General features: G+C 29.9%; 20 protein-coding genes. 7 read left to right on the top strand and 13 right to left on the bottom strand.

Going from position 1 to position 20627, the window contains the following annotated elements:
• Positions 1-3: 3 nt before the first annotated feature.
• The 11 genes from L3J60_RS01450 to L3J60_RS01400 all read right to left on the bottom strand — a co-directional run bounded on the left by L3J60_RS01450 (position 4) and on the right by L3J60_RS01400 (position 12050).
• Positions 4-726, bottom strand: coding sequence for a cell division protein FtsQ (locus tag L3J60_RS01450; RefSeq protein WP_291973634.1), 723 nt, complete (start codon positions 724-726; stop codon positions 4-6).
• Positions 716-2062: a UDP-N-acetylmuramate--L-alanine ligase gene (gene murC / locus L3J60_RS01445; protein WP_291973632.1), complete on the bottom strand. Its 1347-nt coding sequence runs from the start codon at positions 2060-2062 to the stop codon at positions 716-718. Before murC ends, L3J60_RS01450 begins: the two co-directional genes overlap by 11 nt.
• Positions 2063-3160, bottom strand: coding sequence for an undecaprenyldiphospho-muramoylpentapeptide beta-N-acetylglucosaminyltransferase (gene murG, locus L3J60_RS01440; RefSeq protein WP_291973630.1), 1098 nt, complete (start codon positions 3158-3160; stop codon positions 2063-2065). It lies immediately after the preceding gene.
• Positions 3144-4331 carry an FtsW/RodA/SpoVE family cell cycle protein gene (locus tag L3J60_RS01435; RefSeq protein WP_291973628.1) on the bottom strand — a complete coding sequence of 396 codons (1188 nt, stop codon included), beginning with the start codon at positions 4329-4331 and terminating at the stop codon, positions 3144-3146. Before L3J60_RS01435 ends, murG begins: the two co-directional genes overlap by 17 nt.
• 3 nt (positions 4332-4334) lie before the next feature.
• Complete coding sequence (gene murD, locus L3J60_RS01430) at positions 4335-5669, bottom strand: UDP-N-acetylmuramoyl-L-alanine--D-glutamate ligase (RefSeq protein ID WP_291973626.1); 1335 nt, start codon at positions 5667-5669, stop codon at positions 4335-4337.
• 1 nt (position 5670) lies between these two features.
• Complete coding sequence (gene mraY, locus L3J60_RS01425; RefSeq protein WP_291973625.1) at positions 5671-6897, bottom strand: phospho-N-acetylmuramoyl-pentapeptide-transferase; 1227 nt, start codon at positions 6895-6897, stop codon at positions 5671-5673.
• A gap of 2 nt (positions 6898-6899) precedes the next feature.
• Positions 6900-8363 carry a UDP-N-acetylmuramoyl-L-alanyl-D-glutamate--2,6-diaminopimelate ligase gene (locus L3J60_RS01420; protein ID WP_291973622.1) on the bottom strand — a complete coding sequence of 488 codons (1464 nt, stop codon included), beginning with the start codon at positions 8361-8363 and terminating at the stop codon, positions 6900-6902.
• Positions 8364-10292, bottom strand: coding sequence for a penicillin-binding protein (locus L3J60_RS01415; RefSeq protein WP_291973620.1), 1929 nt, complete (start codon positions 10290-10292; stop codon positions 8364-8366). It abuts the gene before it with no gap.
• A 68-nt stretch (positions 10293-10360) separates the two neighbouring features.
• Positions 10361-10693: an FtsL-like putative cell division protein gene (locus tag L3J60_RS01410; RefSeq protein WP_366836651.1), complete on the bottom strand. Its 333-nt coding sequence runs from the start codon at positions 10691-10693 to the stop codon at positions 10361-10363.
• A complete protein-coding gene (gene rsmH, locus L3J60_RS01405; protein WP_291973618.1) occupies positions 10694-11590 on the bottom strand; it encodes a 16S rRNA (cytosine(1402)-N(4))-methyltransferase RsmH in 897 nt (298 codons plus the stop codon).
• Positions 11577-12050, bottom strand: a complete 474-nt coding sequence (locus L3J60_RS01400) for a division/cell wall cluster transcriptional repressor MraZ (RefSeq protein ID WP_291973616.1) — start codon at positions 12048-12050, stop codon at positions 11577-11579. The genes rsmH and L3J60_RS01400 overlap by 14 nt, the downstream gene beginning before the upstream one ends.
• A gap of 209 nt (positions 12051-12259) precedes the next feature.
• Between L3J60_RS01400 and L3J60_RS01395 the strand changes: the two genes are divergently transcribed.
• The 7 genes from L3J60_RS01395 to L3J60_RS01365 all read left to right on the top strand — a co-directional run bounded on the left by L3J60_RS01395 (position 12260) and on the right by L3J60_RS01365 (position 17757).
• Entirely contained in the window at positions 12260-13024 is a 765-nt protein-coding gene (locus tag L3J60_RS01395; RefSeq protein WP_291973615.1) for an alpha/beta hydrolase, read from the top strand.
• A gap of 3 nt (positions 13025-13027) precedes the next feature.
• On the top strand, positions 13028-13639 hold the full coding sequence (gene yihA / locus L3J60_RS01390) for a ribosome biogenesis GTP-binding protein YihA/YsxC (RefSeq protein WP_291973612.1): 612 nt from the start codon (positions 13028-13030) through the stop codon (positions 13637-13639).
• Positions 13640-13642: 3 nt separating this feature from the next.
• A complete protein-coding gene (locus tag L3J60_RS01385) occupies positions 13643-14329 on the top strand; it encodes an RluA family pseudouridine synthase (protein WP_291973611.1) in 687 nt (228 codons plus the stop codon).
• A 241-nt stretch (positions 14330-14570) separates the two neighbouring features.
• A complete protein-coding gene (locus L3J60_RS01380) occupies positions 14571-15005 on the top strand; it encodes a thioredoxin family protein (protein WP_291973609.1) in 435 nt (144 codons plus the stop codon).
• Between the two features lies 1 nt (position 15006).
• Positions 15007-15990: an FAD:protein FMN transferase gene (locus L3J60_RS01375; protein ID WP_291973607.1), complete on the top strand. Its 984-nt coding sequence runs from the start codon at positions 15007-15009 to the stop codon at positions 15988-15990.
• Complete coding sequence (locus L3J60_RS01370; protein WP_291973605.1) at positions 15987-16205, top strand: DUF4266 domain-containing protein; 219 nt, start codon at positions 15987-15989, stop codon at positions 16203-16205. Before L3J60_RS01375 ends, L3J60_RS01370 begins: the two co-directional genes overlap by 4 nt.
• A gap of 31 nt (positions 16206-16236) precedes the next feature.
• On the top strand, positions 16237-17757 hold the full coding sequence (locus L3J60_RS01365; RefSeq protein WP_291973603.1) for a DUF3570 domain-containing protein: 1521 nt from the start codon (positions 16237-16239) through the stop codon (positions 17755-17757).
• Positions 17758-18110: 353 nt separating this feature from the next.
• Here L3J60_RS01365 and argH read toward each other — a convergent pair whose 3' ends face one another.
• The gene (gene argH, locus L3J60_RS01360) at positions 18111-19388 is read right to left on the bottom strand and encodes an argininosuccinate lyase (protein WP_291973601.1); all 1278 of its coding nucleotides are present in this window, start codon (positions 19386-19388) and stop codon (positions 18111-18113) included.
• A 93-nt stretch (positions 19389-19481) separates the two neighbouring features.
• Positions 19482-20540, bottom strand: a complete 1059-nt coding sequence (locus L3J60_RS01355; RefSeq protein WP_291973599.1) for a M20 family metallo-hydrolase — start codon at positions 20538-20540, stop codon at positions 19482-19484.
• Between the last annotated feature and the right edge of the window lie 87 nt (positions 20541-20627).

The following is a 20627-nucleotide window of genomic DNA, read 5'->3' as shown; positions in this document are numbered from 1 at the left end:
AATTTACTTTTTTGTACACACAACCTGATTGTTGTATTTTAAATTTATTAATGCGTAATTATTAATAGTTTTATCACCAATTGATTTATTCAAAAACGATTTTAAATTCTGTAATTTTTGATTTAAATTTTTCAGATTTCCAACTAAAATTTTTTGATTACCAATCCTTGTATTTAAAATGAATTCATTTTCATCGCTTTTTTGAATGCTTATGCATAAATTTTTTAAAATTTTATCTCTCAAAATTGCCGTTACCAGTTTATAAATTTTAGCATTATCCTTTTTATTACCAGCTCCAAAAACCAACATAACTCTTTCAGAGTAATTAGGTGATAAAGGCATTGTTTCACCCTGTTTATCAATGTAATAACTCTTATTATTTGTTATAACTCTGGCAATAGGTGTTCGCTGTTTAACTCTTGCTTTTAACAAGCCATCAACGGTTAAATAAACAGCAGCATTTTCAACCATGGGGTGAGCAAGCACTTTTGACTCCAATTTATGTAAATCTATAACAGATTTTGCAATGTTTTTAGGGGTTTCATTTTTTTGTATTAACAATTTATTAACCATTTGATAACTCATAAAAAGATTAGTTCCTTTCTCAAATTGAACTTCTATTTTTTTTACTTTTTCTTGATCATTTTTATGATTTGAAAATCCGTATAAAAAAATTACCAATGCAAGTAATGCAATCCCTTTTATGTAAATCCCGTTAATCTTCACTTTTTAATTTCTGAGTTACTTTTTCAACTAATTCACCAATATCTCCAGCTCCAATCATTACCACAACAGAAGCTTTAGATTTTTTTATATTAGCTACTATATATTTTTTACTAGAAAGTAGCTTATTTTTATTCTCAATTTTCTCTAAAAGCCAGTTCGATGTAATTCCTTTTATAGGTTTTTCGCGTGCAGGATAAATATCCAACAAAATAACTTCATCAAATCTGGACAAGCTTTTTGCAAAATCATCTGCAAAATCTTTAGTTCTACTAAATAAATGGGGTTGAAAAATGCCAATATTCTTTCTATTTGGATACATTTCTTTTACAGCATCTACAATCGCATTTATTTCTGTAGGATGATGTGCATAATCATCAATTAACACGAGTTTTTCTGTTTTAATTTTATAAGAAAAACGTCTTTTTACGCCTTTAAATGTTAGTAAAGCCTTAGCAATGGCCGGAATTGAAATTCCAAAACTATTTGCCATTGCCAAAGCTGCCACCGTATTTAGCACATTATGTTTTCCGGGTAAATTAATTTGTATATTTTTTACAATTTCAGTAGGTGTTTTTATGTCAAAAACATAACTACCTTGGTTAATTTTTAAATTGGTTGCTGAATAATCTGCAGTTTCATTCACCGCAAAGGTTTTCCCAAAAATGGACAATCCTTTTTTAACAAAAAGAGTCTCTGATACCTTACTTGCAAATTCTTTAAAAGAATCTTCTAATGCTGTTTTATTTTTATAAATATCTAAATGATCTGCATCCATAGAAGTTATACAAGCAATGTTTGGTGAAAGATTTAAAAAGGATCGATCAAATTCATCAGCTTCAACAACCGTAACTTTATCTCCTCCTAATATTAAATTTGAATTATAATTTTCAGAAATTCCTCCTAAAAAAGAAGTTGCATTTACTTTATTAACTTCTAAAATATGACCTAAAATAGTTGAAGTAGTTGTTTTTCCGTGCGTTCCTGCAACTGCTAAACAAAACGTATTTTTTGTGATTTCGCCCAACATTTCAGAACGTTTTAAAACGGTAAATCCGTTTTTATTAAAAAAAATTAATTCGTTATTGTCTGTTGGAATTGCAGGTGTAAAAACAATAATTGTGTTCTCTTTATTTTTAAATTGCTCAGGAATTAATGTAACAGCATCTTCAAAATGAATTGTTATGTTTTTTTCTGAAAGTGATTTGGTTATCGTAGTTTCTACTCGGTCATACCCTGCCACTATTTTTCCTGTACTACTAAAATAGTTTGCCAAAGCACTCATTCCTATGCCTCCAATGCCAATAAAATAAACGTTATGTATATTGTTTAAATTCAATTAATTATTTGTTATTAATTTTTCTATTTCTTTAATTATATTTTTTGTTGCATTTGGTAATGCTAATTTTTTGATATTTTCACTTAGTGTTTTTTGCAAATTTTCATCTGTGATTAATTCATTAAAAACAGATTGAAACCTTGCTAGTTCATTTTCTTTTAATAATAATGCTGCATTTTTGTGAACTACAGCCAATGCATTTTTAGTTTGATGATCTTCCGCTACATTTGGAGAAGGAATAAAGATTACAGGTTTTCCAATAATACATAATTCAGAAACCGTACTAGCACCTGCTCTACTAATTACAAAATCGGCTGCGGCAAAAGTTAAATCCATTTTATTCAAAAAAGCATAGGTTTTTACGCCTTCTAATTCATCAAATTTTTTGAATTCATTATAATACAAATTGCCTGTTTGCCAAATTATTTGAATGTGTTTTGAAACCAGCCATTTGATATTTTCCTGAATTAGATTATTGATAGCTCTTGCACCTAAACTTCCACCTAAAATCAACACTATTTTTTTGTTTGTATCTAACTCAAAAAAAGAAATTGCTTCTTGCCTTTTATTTTCACTATTTAACAAATCTTGACGAACAGGATTTCCTGTTTTTACAATTTTATCTTTAGGGAAAAACCGCTCTAATCCGTCATAAGCCACACAAATTTTATCCGCTTTTTTACTTAACAATTTATTGGTTATTCCAGGATATGAATTTTGTTCTTGAATAACTGTTTTTATATTTAAAAGATTGGCAACATATAAAGTTGGTCCACTAGCAAATCCGCCAGTTCCAATTACAATGTTCGGTTTAAATTTTTTAATAATTGTATATGCTTTAAATAAGCTGCTTATCAATTTTAAAGGAAATAATAAATTTTTGAGCGTTAATTTTCTTTGAATTCCAGAAATCCATAATCCTTTTATATCATAACCCGCTTGTGGTACTTTTTGCATTTCCATTCTATCCTTTGATCCAACAAATAAAAACGAAGCATTTTCATACTTTTTCTTTAACTCGTTGGCTATAGAAATTGCTGGATAAATGTGACCTCCTGTGCCACCTCCGCTAATTAATATGTTAATGGATTGCTTCATGTAAAATATCTAAAGGGTTTTCATCTAATTCATTCGGTACAATTTCTTTTTCTGCGGTTACACTTAATATAATTCCGATAGCAATACAAGTCATCCAAATTGAAGTTCCTCCACTACTAATTAAAGGTAAATTTTGACCTGTAACTGGGAACAAATTCACCGCTACCGCCATATTAATTATCGCTTGAAAAATTATTGGTAAACCAACTCCTATTATCATTAATGAGGCAAAAATACTTATCGCTTTTTGAGCTGCTACTAAAATTCGAATTAGCAATGCTAAATACATTATAATCACAAATAATGCCCCTACCAATCCCCATTCTTCAATAATAATGGCGAATATAAAATCAGAAGATGATTGTGGTAAAAAGTTTTTTTGCACACTTTTACCTGCTCCTTTACCAAATAAACTTCCTGTTGCAATAGCTATTTTTGCTTTTTCAACCTGGTATCCTTCTTTTGCATCTTTATTTGAAAAATTTTCAACCCTACTAATCCAAGTATCTACTCTATTAGGCATAACTGTAGGAAAAGCCTTTGCAACCAACATAAAAAAAGCTAAAGAAACTAATCCAAATCCTATGATATACATTAAATATTTTAAAGGATAACCACCTACAAAAGTGAGCATTAAAACCATTGAAAAAATGATTGCCGTTGTAGAAAAATTTGCGGGTAAAATTAAGGACAAAATAACACCTACTGGTAACCATAATTGCCATAGGCTATCTTTAAACGTAATTTTTTTTTCTTTATTTTTTGATAAATAACGTGCCACATAAACCATTAAAACAATACTTGCTAAAGCAGAAGTTTGAAAGCCAACACCAATAAATGGTATTTGAATCCATCTACTTGCATTTGCCCCATTTATGGTATGACCTTGCGTTAACGTATAAGCTAATAATATAAAAACAAACGGAAGAATTATCACTGAAATTCCACTAAAATATCTAAATGGAATTTTATGAACTCCATAAATAATTAAAAATCCTAAAAACAACAATATTCCATGTTTTACTAGATAATAAGTTGGTGTTCCAGAATTTGCAACGTACACTAAATTTGTACTTGCACTATAAACTGGCATAAATGATAGCAATGCTAAAACTGCTACAATTGCCCAAATGGCTTTATCACCTTCAATATTTTTTAGGATTTTTTTCACTAATTACAACTCTTTTATTGCTTGTTTAAATTGGTTTCCTCTATCTTCATAATTATCAAACAAATCAAAACTTGCACAAGCTGGCGATAATAATACCGTATCACCTTTTTCGGCAATTTTATAAGCAACTTTAACGGCTTCTTCTGCTCCAGCAGTTTCAACAATTAAATTGATAACATTCCCAAATGTTTGCACAATTTTCTGATTATCAAGTCCTAAACAAATAATTGCCTTCACTTTTTCACGGACCAAAGGCATTAACTCTAAATAATCATTTCCTTTATCTACCCCGCCAACAATCCAAACTGTTGGAGATTGCATACTATCTAATGCGTAAAAAGTTGCATTTATGTTGGTAGCTTTTGAATCATTTATATATTGAACTCCGTTAATTTTTAACACAGACTCTAAACGATGTGCGGCTCCTTCAAAATCTTCTAAACTTTCTCTAATAGTGTTTTGCCTTACTTTTAACAAGGTTGTTGCCATGGCTGCTGCCATTGCGTTTTTAGTATTGTGTTTTCCTTTTAATGCTAGTGTTGAAATACTCATTATTGAATTTTCTATATTATTATATTTTATTATGATGTTGTTATTTCTTATAAATGCTCCTTCTTCTAATTCTTTTTCAGTAGAAAAAGGAAGTAATTTTGATTTTATTTTATTAGTTTTTAACCATTTTGAAATGACTTTATCTTCATTATCATATATTAAATAATCTTCTTCAGTTTGATTTTTAGTTATTCTAAATTTTGAATTGATATAGTTTTCAAATTTGTAATTATACCGATCTAAATGGTCGGGTGTTATATTGGTAATAATGGCAATACTTGGCTTAAAATTTTTAATGCCATCGAGCTGGAAACTACTTAATTCCAACACTTCATAATCCACTTTATCTTCAGCAACCTGTTGTGCAAAACTTTTACCAATGTTACCTCCCATTCCAACATTTAGCTGTGCATTTTTTAAAATGTGATGCACTAACATAGTTGTTGTTGTTTTCCCGTTTGAACCTGTAATTCCAATAATTTTAGCATTACAAAAAGTAAAAGCAAACTCAATTTCAGAAATTATCGGAATATCTCTATCCTTAATTTCTTTTATAATTTGAGTAGTATCTGGTATTCCAGGGCTTTTAACAACAATATCTGCTTCAAAAATTATAGCTTTAGAATGTTGTCCTTCTTCAAAAGAAATTTCATTATTTAAAAGAACGTTTTTATATTTTTTAGTTATGCTTCCTGCATCAGAAACAAAAACTTTATAATTTTTTTGTTTACCTAAAATGGCAGCTCCAACGCCGCTTTCACCAGCACCTAAAATCACCAATTTCATTTTATCGTAATTTTAAAGTGATAATGGTAAATACTGCTAACAATATTCCTATAATCCAAAATCGGACAACGATTTTACTTTCATGATATCCTGACTTTTGAAAATGATGATGTAATGGTGACATTTTAAAAATCCGTTTACCAACTCCATATCTTTTCTTGGAGTATTTAAAATAACTTACTTGAAGGATTACGGATAAATTTTCAACTAAAAACACGCCTGCCAAAATAGGAATAAGCAATTCTTTACGTACCGCAATAGCTAAAACTGCAATTACTGCACCAATGGTTAAACTACCAGTATCTCCCATAAATATTTGAGCGGGATACGTGTTATACCATAAAAACCCAATTAAAGCTCCAACAAAAGCAGAAATAAAAACCGTCATTTCCCCAGAATTTGGGATGTACATAACATCCAAATAATTCGCAAAGATGATATTACCTGATACCCAGGCAAAAATCCCTAAAGTAAGTACAATTATCGCCGAAGAACCCGCTGCTAGCCCATCAATTCCATCCGTTAAATTTGCTCCATTTGAAACTGCTGTTATAATAAAAATTACAATTGGTATAAATATTAACCAAGCATAATCTTTTAATCCATTTCCAAATAAATTAAGTGCATCAGCATAATTTAGTTCGTTATTTTTGACAAATGGAATGGTTGTTTTGGTTGATTTTTCAGCTTTTCCAAATAAAATCGGTGTGCCGTTTTCTGTAACATATTGAAATTTTACAGGAAGTTTTTGCTTAATAGTAACTTGTGGATTAAAATATAACATGCCACCAACAAAAATTCCTAATGTGATTTGACCTAATATTTTAAATCTTCCTTTTAATCCTTCTTTATTTTTTTTAAAAATTTTAATATAATCATCAATAAAACCAATAGCACCCATCCAAAGCATGGTTACAATTAAAATGATAATGTAAATATTTTCTATTTTAGCAAGTAATAATACCGGAATTAATGTTGCTAAAATAATAATTATTCCACCCATTGTAGGTGTTCCAGCTTTTTCTATTTGACCTGTTAAACCTAAATCTCTAACAGATTCACCTACTTGTTTTCGTTGTAAAAAATCAATAATTCGTTTACCGTAAATGGTTGAAAATAATAATGAAATTATAAAGGCAAAAGCAGACCTAAAGGTAATGTATTGAAACAATCCTGCACCAGCTATACTGTAGTGTTTTTCTAAATATTCAAATAAATAATACAACATTTTTAACTTGCTATTGCTTTAAAATTTTTAGTTATTTCTTCATAATCATCAAAATGATTTCTTATTCCTTTTATTTCTTGATAGGTTTCATGACCTTTTCCTGCAATTAAAATAATATCTCCTTTTACGGCTAGTTTAGATGCCATTTTTATGGCTTGTGATCGTTCTAAAATATGAACCACTTTTTTTAAATTAATTTGCTCTACACCAGCTTCCATTTCATCAATAATAGTTTGAGGATTTTCACTTCTAGGATTATCTGAAGTGAATATTACTTGAGAGCTTAATTGAGAAGCTATACGCCCCATAACAGGACGTTTAGCTTTATCTCTATCACCTCCGCATCCCACAACGGTAATTATTTGATTGTTTTTATTTTTTAAATTTTGTATCGTTTGAAGTACATTTTTTAACGCATCTGGTGTATGAGCATAATCAATTACCACCACTATTCCATTTTTAGAAGTTAGGTACTGAAAACGACCTTTTACACTATTTAACTGACTTATAATTGTTAATATCTTAATAGATTCTAATCCGAATAATTTGGCAACACCATAAATTGCTGTTAAGTTATAGGCGTTAAATTCTCCAACTAAATGTGTCCAAACTTCTTGATTATTTATAGACAATAACAATCCTGAAAATCTATTTTCTATAATTTTAGCTTTAAAGTCTGCCATAGTTTTTAAAGCATAAGTATATTTTTTAGCTTTAGTATTTTGCAACATTACTAATCCATTTTTATCATCAGTATTTACCAAAGCATTCGCTGATTTTGGTAAAGCATCAAAAAATGATTTTTTTACATCACGGTATTCTTTAAAGGTTTTATGATAATCTAAATGATCGTGAGTTAAATTGGTGAAAACACCCGTATCAAAAAGTAATCCTTCTGTTCTTTTTTGGTGAATTCCATGAGAACTAACTTCCATAAAACAGAAAGAAACTTCTTTTTCAACCATTTTATTTAAATAGTAATTTATGGCTATAGAATCTGGTGTGGTATGTGTTGCTTTAAACTCTTTATCATTAACCAAAATTTTAACGGTAGAAAATAAACCTACTTTAAAACCAGCTTTTTTAAATAATTCATATAATAATGTGGCAATGGTTGTTTTTCCATTGGTCCCTGTAATTCCTATTAATTTTAATTTAGATGAAGGATTGTTGTAGAAATTAGCAGCTATAATTGCCAATGCCGAATTGCTATTTGCTACTTGTACATAAACCACATTTGCGATTAAATTACTTGGTAATTCTTCACAAACAATTGAAGTAGCACCTAATTCAATAGCTTTATTTATAAATTTATGACCGTTAAAAACCAGACCTTTTTGAGCTACAAACATGCTGTTTTTGATTACTTTACGCGAATCAAAAACAACATTTGCAACCGCTACATTAACATTCCCCACAACGGAATTTATAGCTACCTTATTTAATATGTTTTTAACGATTTTCAATTAGGTTGATAATTTTAAAACTACTGTTTTGCCCTTACTTATTTTTTCTCCTTTTTTTATAGATTGTTCCACTACTTTACCCGTTCCTTCACAAGTAACTTTTAATCCCAAATTTTCAAGAAAAGGAATGGCATCCATTTCTGCCATTCCTTTTAAATTAGGCATCGTCCGAGTTGCCTTATTTGAGATGGTGTAGTAAGAATTATAGTTGTTTTTTACACTTGCAAAATTGCGTGTATCATTTGCATTGATGACTTTAACATCTGGATTTGAAGTGTAAATTTTTTGAGCAATATCTTTAAAAACAGGGCCAGAAACATCTGCACCGTAATACCCTTTTTGAACTTTTGGTTTGAAAATAACTACAATACAAGAATACTTAGGATTTTTTGCTGGAAAATATCCTGTAAAAGAAGAAACATATCTTTTATTTTTATTCCAATCTGGCATCCAATATTCTGTTCGTGCAGTTCCTGTTTTGCCAGCCATAGAAAAGTTTTTACTATATAGTTTTTTAGCAGTTCCAAGCTTAACCACATTTTTAAGTAATTCCTGTACTTCTGATATAATTTGTTTTGAGCAAATAGCTGGGTCAATTACTTCTTTTTCAAAATATTTATGATGTTGATTTCTTGATCTAATTTCTTTTACAAATCTAGGCTTCACCATTTCACCGTTATTGGCAATTGCATTGTAAAAAGTTAAAATTTGTAAAGGAGTCATTCTTAAATTATATCCATAAGCAATAGATGGTAATGCATTTTTACTCCATTTTTTATCTCCAGGTGAAGGAATTTCCGGATAACCTTCTCCTTTAATAGTTAACCCTAACTGTTTATCTAAGTGCATACCTTTTAATGCATTTATAAACTTACTTGGCTTATCCTTAAAATGATCATCTATTAAACGAGCAAATCCAATATTTGAAGAAACCTCAAATGCTTTTGCGGCTGAAATTACTCCGTGTCCACCTCTTTTAGAATCGTGAATATATCTACCATACATTTTAAATTTTCCATCTTTAGTGTCTACAATAGTACTGGTATCAATTGCTTTTAATTTTAAAGCAGCTACTAATGACATCAATTTAAAAGCTGAACCAGGTTCTATAGATTCATACACTGCATAATTTCGTTTTTCATAATATTTTCCTTCCGAATTAATTCCCAAATTAGAAATTGCTTTTATCTCGCCAGTTTTTGTTTCCATAACTACCACACAACCGTGTTCTGCATGGTAATATTCTAACTGCCTTAAAAGAGAGTGATGTGCAATATCCTGAATGTTTACATTTAACGTAGTAATAACATCTTTACCATCAACTGGATCTTTTTCATTGGAATCACTAATTGGTCTCCATTGTCCTTTAGCAATTTTTTGTTTCATTCTCCAACCAAACTTACCGCGTAAATACTTTTTATAAGCACCTTCTATTCCTGGTCCACCTCTATAATCATCATATCCAATAGTACGTTCTGCAACTTTACCTAAAGGATGTGCACGTACGGTAGATTGTTCTGCAATAAAACCACCTTTATACATTCCTAATTTAAAAATAGGAAAGTGTTTGATTTTCATATAATTAATATATCCAAGTCCTCTTGCAATAAATAAATATCTATTTTTATTAGTTCGTGCTTTTCTGATTTTAGTTTCCCAATAAAAAGAAGTGTTTCCTAATAATCCTGATAAAGATTTAGACAAACTACGTATGTTTTTTTCAAATATTTCACCATCAATAGTTACTGCATCTATCCTAATTTCATACTCCGATTTTGATGTAGCAAGTAAGCTACCATCATCTGAAAAAACATTGCCTCTATTGGCAAAAATAGTGTCGTTTTTAAGTGTAAGCTGTTGTGATAATTTCCGATACTTATCTCCCTCAACATACTGTATGTTAACTAGTTTTATAAGTATAGCAATCATGAATAATACTACAAATGCAAATACTATATATAATTTATTTAATATGCTTTTTTTGGTTGTTGACAAGGTTATTTAACAGGTTTTGAGGTTACTTTAATAATTTCAGGCGGATTTTCGCTTGGCTGTAATCCTAATTCTTTTACTTTATTTTTAATGTTTGATTCTAACTTTATTTTCATTGCTATTGAACGTGTATCTACAAATTCAGCTTTTAATTCTTTAATTTCTTTATTCAATTTTGCAATTTCTAAAACTTGCCTATCTGCATAATGTGCACTTGAAATCATAAACAACATTAACACCACTACAAAAACCAAAAACTTCCAATTTTTTAAAGCATCATCACTGATTAAAAAATTACCTTTAAGAATATTGTATATGTTTTTTTTAATTTTTGACATTTATTTTAAAGTTGCTATTCTTAGTTTTGCACTACGTGCTCTATTATTTAATTTAATTTCATCTATACTTGGAATTATTAATTTTCCAATTTTTTTCATTGGAACTGAAATATTCCCATAAAAATCTTTCTCTGGTTCCCCTTCAAACATTCCGTTTTTTATAAATCGTTTTACTAATCTATCTTCTAATGAATGATAAGAAATTACACTTAACCGTCCATTAGGATTTAACAATTCAGGAACTTGTAATAAAAATTCTTTTAAAGCTTCCATCTCCTGATTTACCTCAATTCTAATCCCTTGAAATATTTGAGCCAAAACTTTATGCTCTTTAGATTTCGGAATAAAATCATTCAACACTTGTTTTAAATCGAAACTTGTTTTAATCGGTTTCTCGATTCTTGCTTCTGCTATTTTTTTAGCTAAACTTCTGGCATTTCTTAATTCGCCATATTGAAACAGCACATCACTTAATTGAGATTCTTTATAGTTATTAATTACTCCGTAGGCGGTTAACACGTCGGTTTGATTCATTCTCATATCCAAATCTGCATTAAACCGAGTTGAAAATCCTCGTTCAGCTACATCAAATTGATGTGAGGAAACTCCTAAATCTGCTAAAATTCCATCTACTTTTTTTATATTGTAAAACCGTAAATACCTTTTTATATATCTAAAATTCTGCGGAATTAAAGTAAAGCGTTCATCTTCTAAACTATTTTGTTTTGCATCTTCATCTTGGTCAAAGGCAAATAATTTTCCATCTCTATTTAAATATTTCAAAATTTCTTTAGAATGACCTCCGCCTCCAAAGGTTACATCTACATAAATACCATTTGGCTTAATTGCTAAACCATCAATGCTTTCTTTTAAAAGTACGGGGTTATGATAATTCATGATCGGCATCAGTTACATTACCCATAACATCTTCTGCTAAATCAGCAAAATCTACTGTAGCATCATCAATAGCTTTCTCATACTTTTCTTTATCCCATATTTCAATAATATTCAAGGCTGATGAAAGCACCACTTCTTTAGAAATTCCAGCAAAATTTTGTAAATCTTTAGGAATTAATAACCTTCCAGAATTATCCAACTCTATTGTTTTTACTCCTGCAGTAAACCGTCTAATAAAGTCGTTATTTTTCTTTACAAAACGATTAAGTTTATTGACCTTTGTCATTAATAAAGTCCACTCTGCCATTGGGTACAATTCCAAACATGGCTGAAAAACAGATCGTTTTAATACAAAGCCATCTTGCAATATTGGTGAAAGTTGTTTCTTTAAACTTGCGGATAAAGTAAGCCTCCCCTTTACATCTGCTTTACATTCATATGTTCCTATTAAATTAACCATAGTTCGTTTTGGACTTATTCAAAAATATAAATTATTTCCCACTTTTACCCACTTTTCTCCACTTTGTTAATAACTTTTGTTTTATTCACATGTTATTAAGCTAAAAAATTGAACTACAATCAGTTGAAATTTAAAATTTAAGCAATTTCAAAACCCTAGTAATACCGAAAAAAAAGTTACCTTTGTGTTTGATATAAAATTTTATTTTAATGGATAATAATCTTATTAAAGAAGGAAAATTTAGTTACATTGAAGCTGGTGAAGGCCAACCAATTATAATATTACATGGTTTAATGGGAGCTTTAAGTAATTTTGATGGTGTTTTTAACTATTTTTCAAAAAAAGATTACAAAGTAATTATCCCTGTATTACCAATATATAATTTACCTCTTTTAAAAACCAACGTTAAAAACATATCAAAGTTTTTAAAGGAGTTTATGATACATAAAAAAATTGATAAAGCAATTCTTTTAGGGAACTCACTTGGTGGACATATTGCACTATATTTCGCAAAATTAAACCTTAAAAATGTAACTGGTTTAGTATTAGCGGGTAGCTCTGGACTTTATGAAAAATCATTAGGTGACACCTATCCAAAAAGAGGAAACTACGAATATATTAAAACCAAAACACAGGAAGTTTTTTACAACCCTGAAGTTGCCACTAAAGAAGTTGTGGATGAAGTTTTTGCTTCAGTAAATGATAGAAGCAGAGTTATTAAAACATTGGCAATTGCAAAAAGTGCCATTAGGCATAATATGGCTAAAGATTTACCAAAAATGAACGTTCCTGCTTGTATAATTTGGGGAAAACAAGACCATGTTACACCTCCAGAAGTTGCTGTAGATTTTGAAAGATTATTACCTGATGCCAACTTATATTGGATTGATAAATGTGGTCATGCTACTATGATGGAGCATCCAGATGAATTTAACAAAATTTTGGAAAGCTGGTTAACTGAACGTAAGCTGTAATTTATGAAAATTAATACCGCTGATTTTGTAATTAGCAATACCAATGTTTCTAAATGCCCAAAAGAGCAACTACCTGAATATGCATTTATTGGACGTTCTAATGTCGGAAAATCATCATTGATAAATATGCTTACCAATAAAAGTAAGCTAGCAAAAACATCTGGAAAACCTGGAAAAACACAGCTTATAAATCACTTTAAAATTAACAACAATTGGTTTTTGGTAGATTTACCTGGTTATGGATATGCCAAAGTTTCAAAATCTAAACGGCAAACATTTCAAGCTTTTATAAAAGATTATTTTTTACAACGCACACAATTAGTTTGCTCTTTTGTTTTGGTTGATTCTAGACATGAACCACAAAAAATAGATTTAGATTTTATGCAGTTTTTAGGTGAAAGTGGAATTCCGTTTTGTATTATCTTCACAAAATCGGATAAATTAAAACTATCTCAACTAAATAGAAACATTGAGGTTTACATTAAAAAAATGACGCAAACCATTTGGGAAGAAATGCCTCCTTATTTTGTTACCTCGGCTTCAAATAAAAACGGAAAAGATGAAGTACTCAAATATATAGCTGATTTAAATACCAAAGTTGCAAAGGAATTTTAAAAAATGGTTTCTACTAAAAATAACTTGCAAATACTATTTGAAGACAATCACTTAATTATTATCAACAAACGTTCTGGTGATATTGTTCAAGGGGATAAAACTGGCGACACTCCATTAAATGAAATTATTAAAGCATATCTTAAAGAAAAATATAATAAACCTGGAAACGTTTTTTTAGGTGTTGTTCATCGGTTAGATAGGCCTACAACAGGAATTGTAGTTTTTGCAAAAACCTCAAAAGCTTTAGAGCGTTTTAACAAAATGTTACGAGATAAAAAGGTGAATAAAACCTATTGGGCTGTAGTCAAAAATAAGCCAAAAAACACAAGCGATACACTCATTGGGTTTTTAAGAAAAAATCAAAAAAACAACAAATCTACCTCTTATACCTCTGAAATTAAAGGAAGTAAAAAAGCAATACTTCATTATAAAATTTTAAAATCTTTAGATAATTATCACTTATTAGAAATTAATTTAGAAACTGGCAGACATCACCAAATTCGTTGTCAACTTGCAGCTATTGGTTCACCAATAAAAGGAGATTTAAAGTATGGTTTTAACCGAAGTAATAAAGATGCAAGTATTCATTTACACGCTCAAAAAATTGAATTTATTCATCCTGTTTCCAAAGAAAACATTAGTATTATTGCTCCAACCCCCAAAGATGTTATTTGGGATGCTTGTAATTAATAATAACTACTAATTAACATCTTTTAACTTTTTCCGTTTTTACTTTAACAAATTTTAACATTTAGCAAGTAGGGTAAACTTTAATTTAGTTGTTTTAAACTTATAATTACAATATTAAATTTAAATAAAATTATTAATACAGGCCCTGATTTATTTGATGTAAAGATCGTCTAAATTTAATTTAGGCGATCTTTCATATTACTAATTATTAACTTAAAATCTAACTATTAATTTAAAATCAATGAAAAAAATTAGCATCTTATTTTGTCTAGTATTCGCTATTAATCAACTAAATGCACAAACTTGGCATACCAATTTAAAAGAAGCCGAAAAAATTGCATCTCAGAAAAATGAACGTATTGTATTGGTTTTTCAAGGTTCAGACTGGTGCGCTCCTTGTATGAAATTAGATAAAGAAATTTGGAGTTCAAATGAATTTGTAAATTATTCTAAAAACCATTTTGTAATGGTAAAAGTTAATTTTCCAAGAAAGAAAAAAAACTCATTAACCACTGAACAACAATCTTATAACAACAGTTTAATGGAAAAATACAATACCAAAGGATATTTTCCGTTTGTTGTTGTTTTAGATAAAAATGGAACTGTTTTAGGAAATACTGGCTATAAAAAAACAACTCCAGCTGAATATATAAAATTGCTAAATTCGTTTATATAAAATGAATAAAAAGTATTTTTTAATTGTCTTTATCTTTTTTTCTACTATTTCTTTTGGACAAATTATTCATAGAAAAACTTTGAAATTAATGGGAAGCAGATTTGACATTACGGTGGTTGCTGCTACGCCAAAAGAAGGAGAAACTTATATAAATTTAGCCATAAATGAAATTCAACGAATTGCAAAAATAATTTCATCTTGGGATAAAAATTCTCAAACTTCTGCCATAAATAAAAATGCTGGAATAAAGCCTGTTAAAGTAAATTTAGAATTAATTAATTTAATTGAACGTTCTTTAGTAATTTCAAAATTAACAGAAGGTGCTTTTGATATCAGTTACGCTTCCATGGATAAAATATGGAAATTTGATGGAAGCATGACAAAAATGCCTTCCGCAGAAAAAATTAAAGCCTCGGTAGCTAAAGTTGGATATCAAAATATTGTTATTGATAAAAAAAATCAAACAGTATTTTTAAAAAACAAAGGAATGAAAATCGGTTTTGGAGGTATTGGAAAAGGATTTGCAGCTGATAAAGCAAAAGCATTATTGATTTCAAAAGGTGTAAAAGCTGGAATCATAAATGCATCTGGCGATATGAATACTTGGGGGAAACAACCTAACGGACAACCTTGGGAAGTTGCCATTACCAATCCGTTAAATAAAAAAGTGTCCTTTGGTATTTTTCCAATTAGCGATAAAGCAGTGGTTACTTCTGGCAACTATGAGAAATTTGTAAAATTTAATAATATCCGATATACACATATTATAAACCCTAAAACAGGTTACCCTGCAAGTGGTATTATTAGTGTAACCGTATTTGCTCCAAAAGCAGAATTAGCCGATGCTTTAGCAACCTCTATTTTTGTAATGGGAACTAACGTAGGAATTAATTTAATAAATCAACTTCCTAATATTGATTGTATTATTGTTAGCGAAAAAGGAAAAATTACTACTTCAAAAAATATAAAACTAGAAAAATTATGAAACAATTACTTTATTTAGGCATTGCCGTTATGCTTATTTCAACGTTAAATTCCTGCGTAGCAGTAAAGGAATATGAAAAAATTGATTTAAATGACCCTGATATGAGTTTGTCTGCAAGAAACATCGATCATTTTGAAACTAGTTTTCAAGTGTATCGTGAAGGTGCTTCTGGTGCAAATGGAGGGAAATCTGGCGGTGGTTGTGGTTGCAACTAATAAATTTAGTATCAATTTTAAAATAATTTAAATGAAAAAAATATCATTTTTAGCCCTATTATTTATTTCTTTTTACGGTTATTCTCAAACATTAAAAACTACTTCTAAAGAATACACAAAAAGAGTATTAGAAAATGCCGAAGTAGATTTAATTTCAAGTTTATACGGCCAAAAAGGAGATAATGCAGCCGTAACTGGCGGAATTGGAAACGAAAAATTAACTGATATAGCTTCAAATATTATTGTTTCTATTCCTGTAAATGACAATGATGTAATCTCCGTAAATGCAACTATTTCTGCCTACACGTCAGCTTCATCAAGTAATTTAAATCCTTTTGATTATTCGGGAAGTACTTTTAAAAACCAAAATGGAGACAGCGATAAAAATGAAGACAAAAGTAACTCGAAAAATAAAGGCGGATTTAATGCAAAATCTGGAGCTTCACAAGCAAATACTAATAATGTAGCAAACAGAGGAGCAACTCCTTGGCTGGAATCTACTGGAGCATCTCGCTCCGATGTTTGGGTTAATGGTACTGTTGATTACAGCCACTCTTCAAAAGATAGAAATACTATTATTAACGGAAATCTCAGTACTTCTCATGAATATGATTATCAATCTTTTGGAATTGGAGGTGGAATAGCAAAATTATTCAATCAAAAAAATACGGAAATTGACCTTAAAGGAAATGTGTATTTAGATAATTGGAATCCTAGATATCCAACTGAAATTCACTCCTATAATGTTGTAAATGGAAACTTAAATAATGGTTTTTTTAGCGGTGTAACTATCTATGACCAAAATAGATTAGCTATTGATAAAAACAGTCCAAACGCTTGGAAACCTATAAATACAACCTTAGTTACTGATAAAAAAAGAAATTCTTATTCGGCTTCGCTTTCTTTATCTCAAATCATAAGTAAAAAAGCACAATTATCATTATTTGTTGATGTAGTTCAGCAAAAAGGTTGGTTGTCAAACCCTATGCAACGTGTTTATTTTAGCGATATTCCAAATTTTTATATTGGTAATGCAAGTAGTATTAATAATTATACTTCAAAAAGTAATATCGATGTTTTTCAGTTAGCGGATGATATTGAACGTTTACCAAATACAAGATTGAAAATACCTTTTGGAGCTCGTTTTAATTATTTTATCAATGAAAAACTTACCTTAAGAACGTATTACCGTTATTATTCAGATGATTGGGGAATAAATTCACAAACGGCAAGTATTGAAATCCCTTTTAAAATAAGCGATAAATTCACTCTTTATCCTTCATACAGATATTATACGCAAACTGCTGCCAAATATTTTGCACCTTATGAGAAGCATTTATCTACAGAACAATTTTATACTTCTGATTATGATTTATCTAAATACAATTCTAGTCAAATTGGTTTTGGAATTTCTTATACTGATATTTTTACCGAACGTAAAATCTGGAAACTTGGTTTAAAAAGTGTAGATTTAAAGTATAGCAATTACAAAAGAAACACAGGCTTAAGTGCAGGAATAGTTTCTCTTGGCTTTAAATTTGTAATGAATTAAACCGTTAAATAAGTTGGTTGGGATGTAAGTTTTTGTCTTTTACCCTGAAACTAGAACGAAGGGAAAAGGGAAAAGCACAACTAGTGCCTAATGCCCAAAACAAAGACGAAAACAAAAACCAACACGTCATAACGAGGGAAGTATATCCCGATAACTATCGGGAGAAGTTCTCTCATGAATAGAACTCCAAAACAACAGATTGCTTCGTTGCTCTCGCAATGACGGTTTTTTTTTGTCATTGCGAAGAAGCGGTAGCGACTGTGGCAATCTCATAAATGAAGACGAAAACCTAGACTAAGGAAAAAGGCAACCACCCTTCGACAAGCTCAATATGACATTAATTTTTATTTATTTTATGCTTTATTTTTCTTAGCTACAATTTCATCTAAACACAAATTACCTATACTTCCTTTGTGTGTATGATTTACTTTTTTGTCTGGATTAAAATTACCTTCCTGAATGTTTTTCCCTACAATTTTGTAAGCATCTCTAAACGGAATTCCACTTTGAACTAGCTTATTAACTTCCTCTACGCTAAATAGATAATCGTATTTGTCATCCTCTAAAATAGAAGTATTTACTTGAATATTTTTTAAGGAATAGGTCAACATTTCTAAACACGATTTTAACGTTGAAAATGACGGAATTAATCCTTCTTTCAACAATTGTAAATCTCTAAAATAACCGCTTGGAAGATTATTTGTAATTAAAGTAAACTCGTATGGCAATGCCTGTAATTTGTTACATTTTCCTCTAATTAATTCAAAAACATCGGGATTTTTTTTGTGAGGCATAATGCTTGAGCCAGTAGTTAATTCATCTGGAAAACTAATAAAACTAAAATTCTGACTCATATACAGGCAAATATCCATACTCATTTTTGATAAGGTACTTGCAATGGAACTTATAGCAAACGCAACCGATTTTTCCAATTTACCTCTTCCCATTTGAGTAGCTACAGAATTAAATTTTAAGGTTTCAAAATTGAGTTCTTTTGTAGTAAAATCTCTGTCAATTGGGAAAGAACTTCCATAACCTGCAGCAGAACCTAACGGATTTTGATCAGCAACTTTATACGCTGCTTTTAAAAAATAAATATCATCAATTAAGGTTTCTGCATACGCTGAAAACCATAATCCAAAAGAAGATGGCATGGCAATTTGAAGATGCGTATAACCTGGCATCAACACACTTTTATATTGTTCTGCTAATGAAATTAACAAGTCAAAAAGTTCATCAACTTCTCCGCTAATTTCATTTAAAGCATCTTTTAAATACAAATGAACATCAACTAAAACCTGATCATTTCTTGAACGTGCAGTATGAATTTTTTTACCTGTATCGCCTAATTTATCTGTCAATAAAAATTCAATTTTAGAATGTACATCTTCAAAGGAATCTTCAATAATAAAGTTTCCTTCTTCAATAGTTTCTAAAATAGATTTCATTTCTTTTTCTAATGCTACTAATTCTTCTTTAGTTAGTAAGCCAATACTGTGCAACATTTTTGCATGTGCAATATTTCCAATTACATCGTATTTGGCAAGAATTACATCTAATTCTCTATCGTTACCAACAGTAAATAAATCTATTTTTTTATCGGTTGAAAAACCTTTATCCCAAAGTTTCATAATTTTTGTTTTTAAAAATTTGGTGGTTGAGCGGAATCGAAACCACATAACATTCATTTACCATCACTTCGACTCCGCTCAGTGACCACTTTCCTATATTATTTCATTTAATATTTTAATGTATAAATCGATTCCTTCTTCAATTTCGTTTACATAAATAAACTCATCAGCAGTATGCGAACGTAAACTGTCACCTAGTCCTAATTTTAAAGAAGGACAACTTAAAACCGATTGATCCGATAAGGTAGGCGAACCGTAGGTTTTTCTTCCTAATTTTATTCCAGCTTTTACAATTGGATGCTTTTTTGGTATGGATGAGGAATTCAATCGTAATGATCTTTCTTTAACCTCTGATTTCACATTGTTCTGAATTATTTCCAGCACTTCTAAATTTGTATAAGCATCCGTAACCCGAACATCAACCACATAATTACAGTTTGCAGGAATTACATTATGCTGACTTCCTGCATTTATTTGTGTAACGGTCATTTTTACCTTACCAAGGGTTTCAGAAATCTTAGGAAATTCAAAAGTTTGAAACCAATGAATATCCTTTATTGCATTGTAAATAGCATTATCGCCAATTCCATGAGCGGCATGGCCAGCAGTTCCGTTAGCTTTGCAATCCAAAACTAGCAAGCCTTTTTCTGCAATGGCTAATTGCATTAAGGTAGGTTCACCAATAATTGCAAAATCTATTTCAGGAATTATTGGCAACATACTATTCAAACCGTTTGGTCCGGAGCTTTCTTCTTCGGCAGATGCTACTAACACAAAATTGTAATTTAAATTATCTTTATCGTAAAAATAGGTGAATGTTGCTAATAACGAAACCAAACATCCACCTGCATCGTTACTTCCTAAACCATACAACTTACCATTACTTATTTCTGGATTTAATGGATTTTTAGTATAGTTTTTATTTGGTTTTACGGTGTCGTGATGAGAGTTTAATAATATTGTTTTTTTGGCAGCGTCAAAGTATTTGTTTTTTGCCCAAACATTGTGTTTGCTACTTTCAAACTTAATATTATGACTTGAAAACCATTGCATAATTAATAACGCAGTTTCATTTTCTTCACCTGAAAAAGATTGTTTGGAAATTAAATTTTTAAGAAATTCAATGGCTTCTTTTGTTAATTGTTCTATCATTATTTACTTTTTAAGTACTTAAAATTTTACGTTATCCTGAAATAACACTTCGACAAGCTCAGTGTGACATCTTCAGCATGACGAACT

This window comes from Lutibacter sp., from assembly GCF_021647475.1.
In the GTDB taxonomy this organism is placed as follows: Bacteria; Bacteroidota; Bacteroidia; order Flavobacteriales; family Flavobacteriaceae; genus Lutibacter.
Note: the sequence above shows the minus strand (reverse complement) of the source record. Positions and strands in the feature narration are given on the sequence as shown.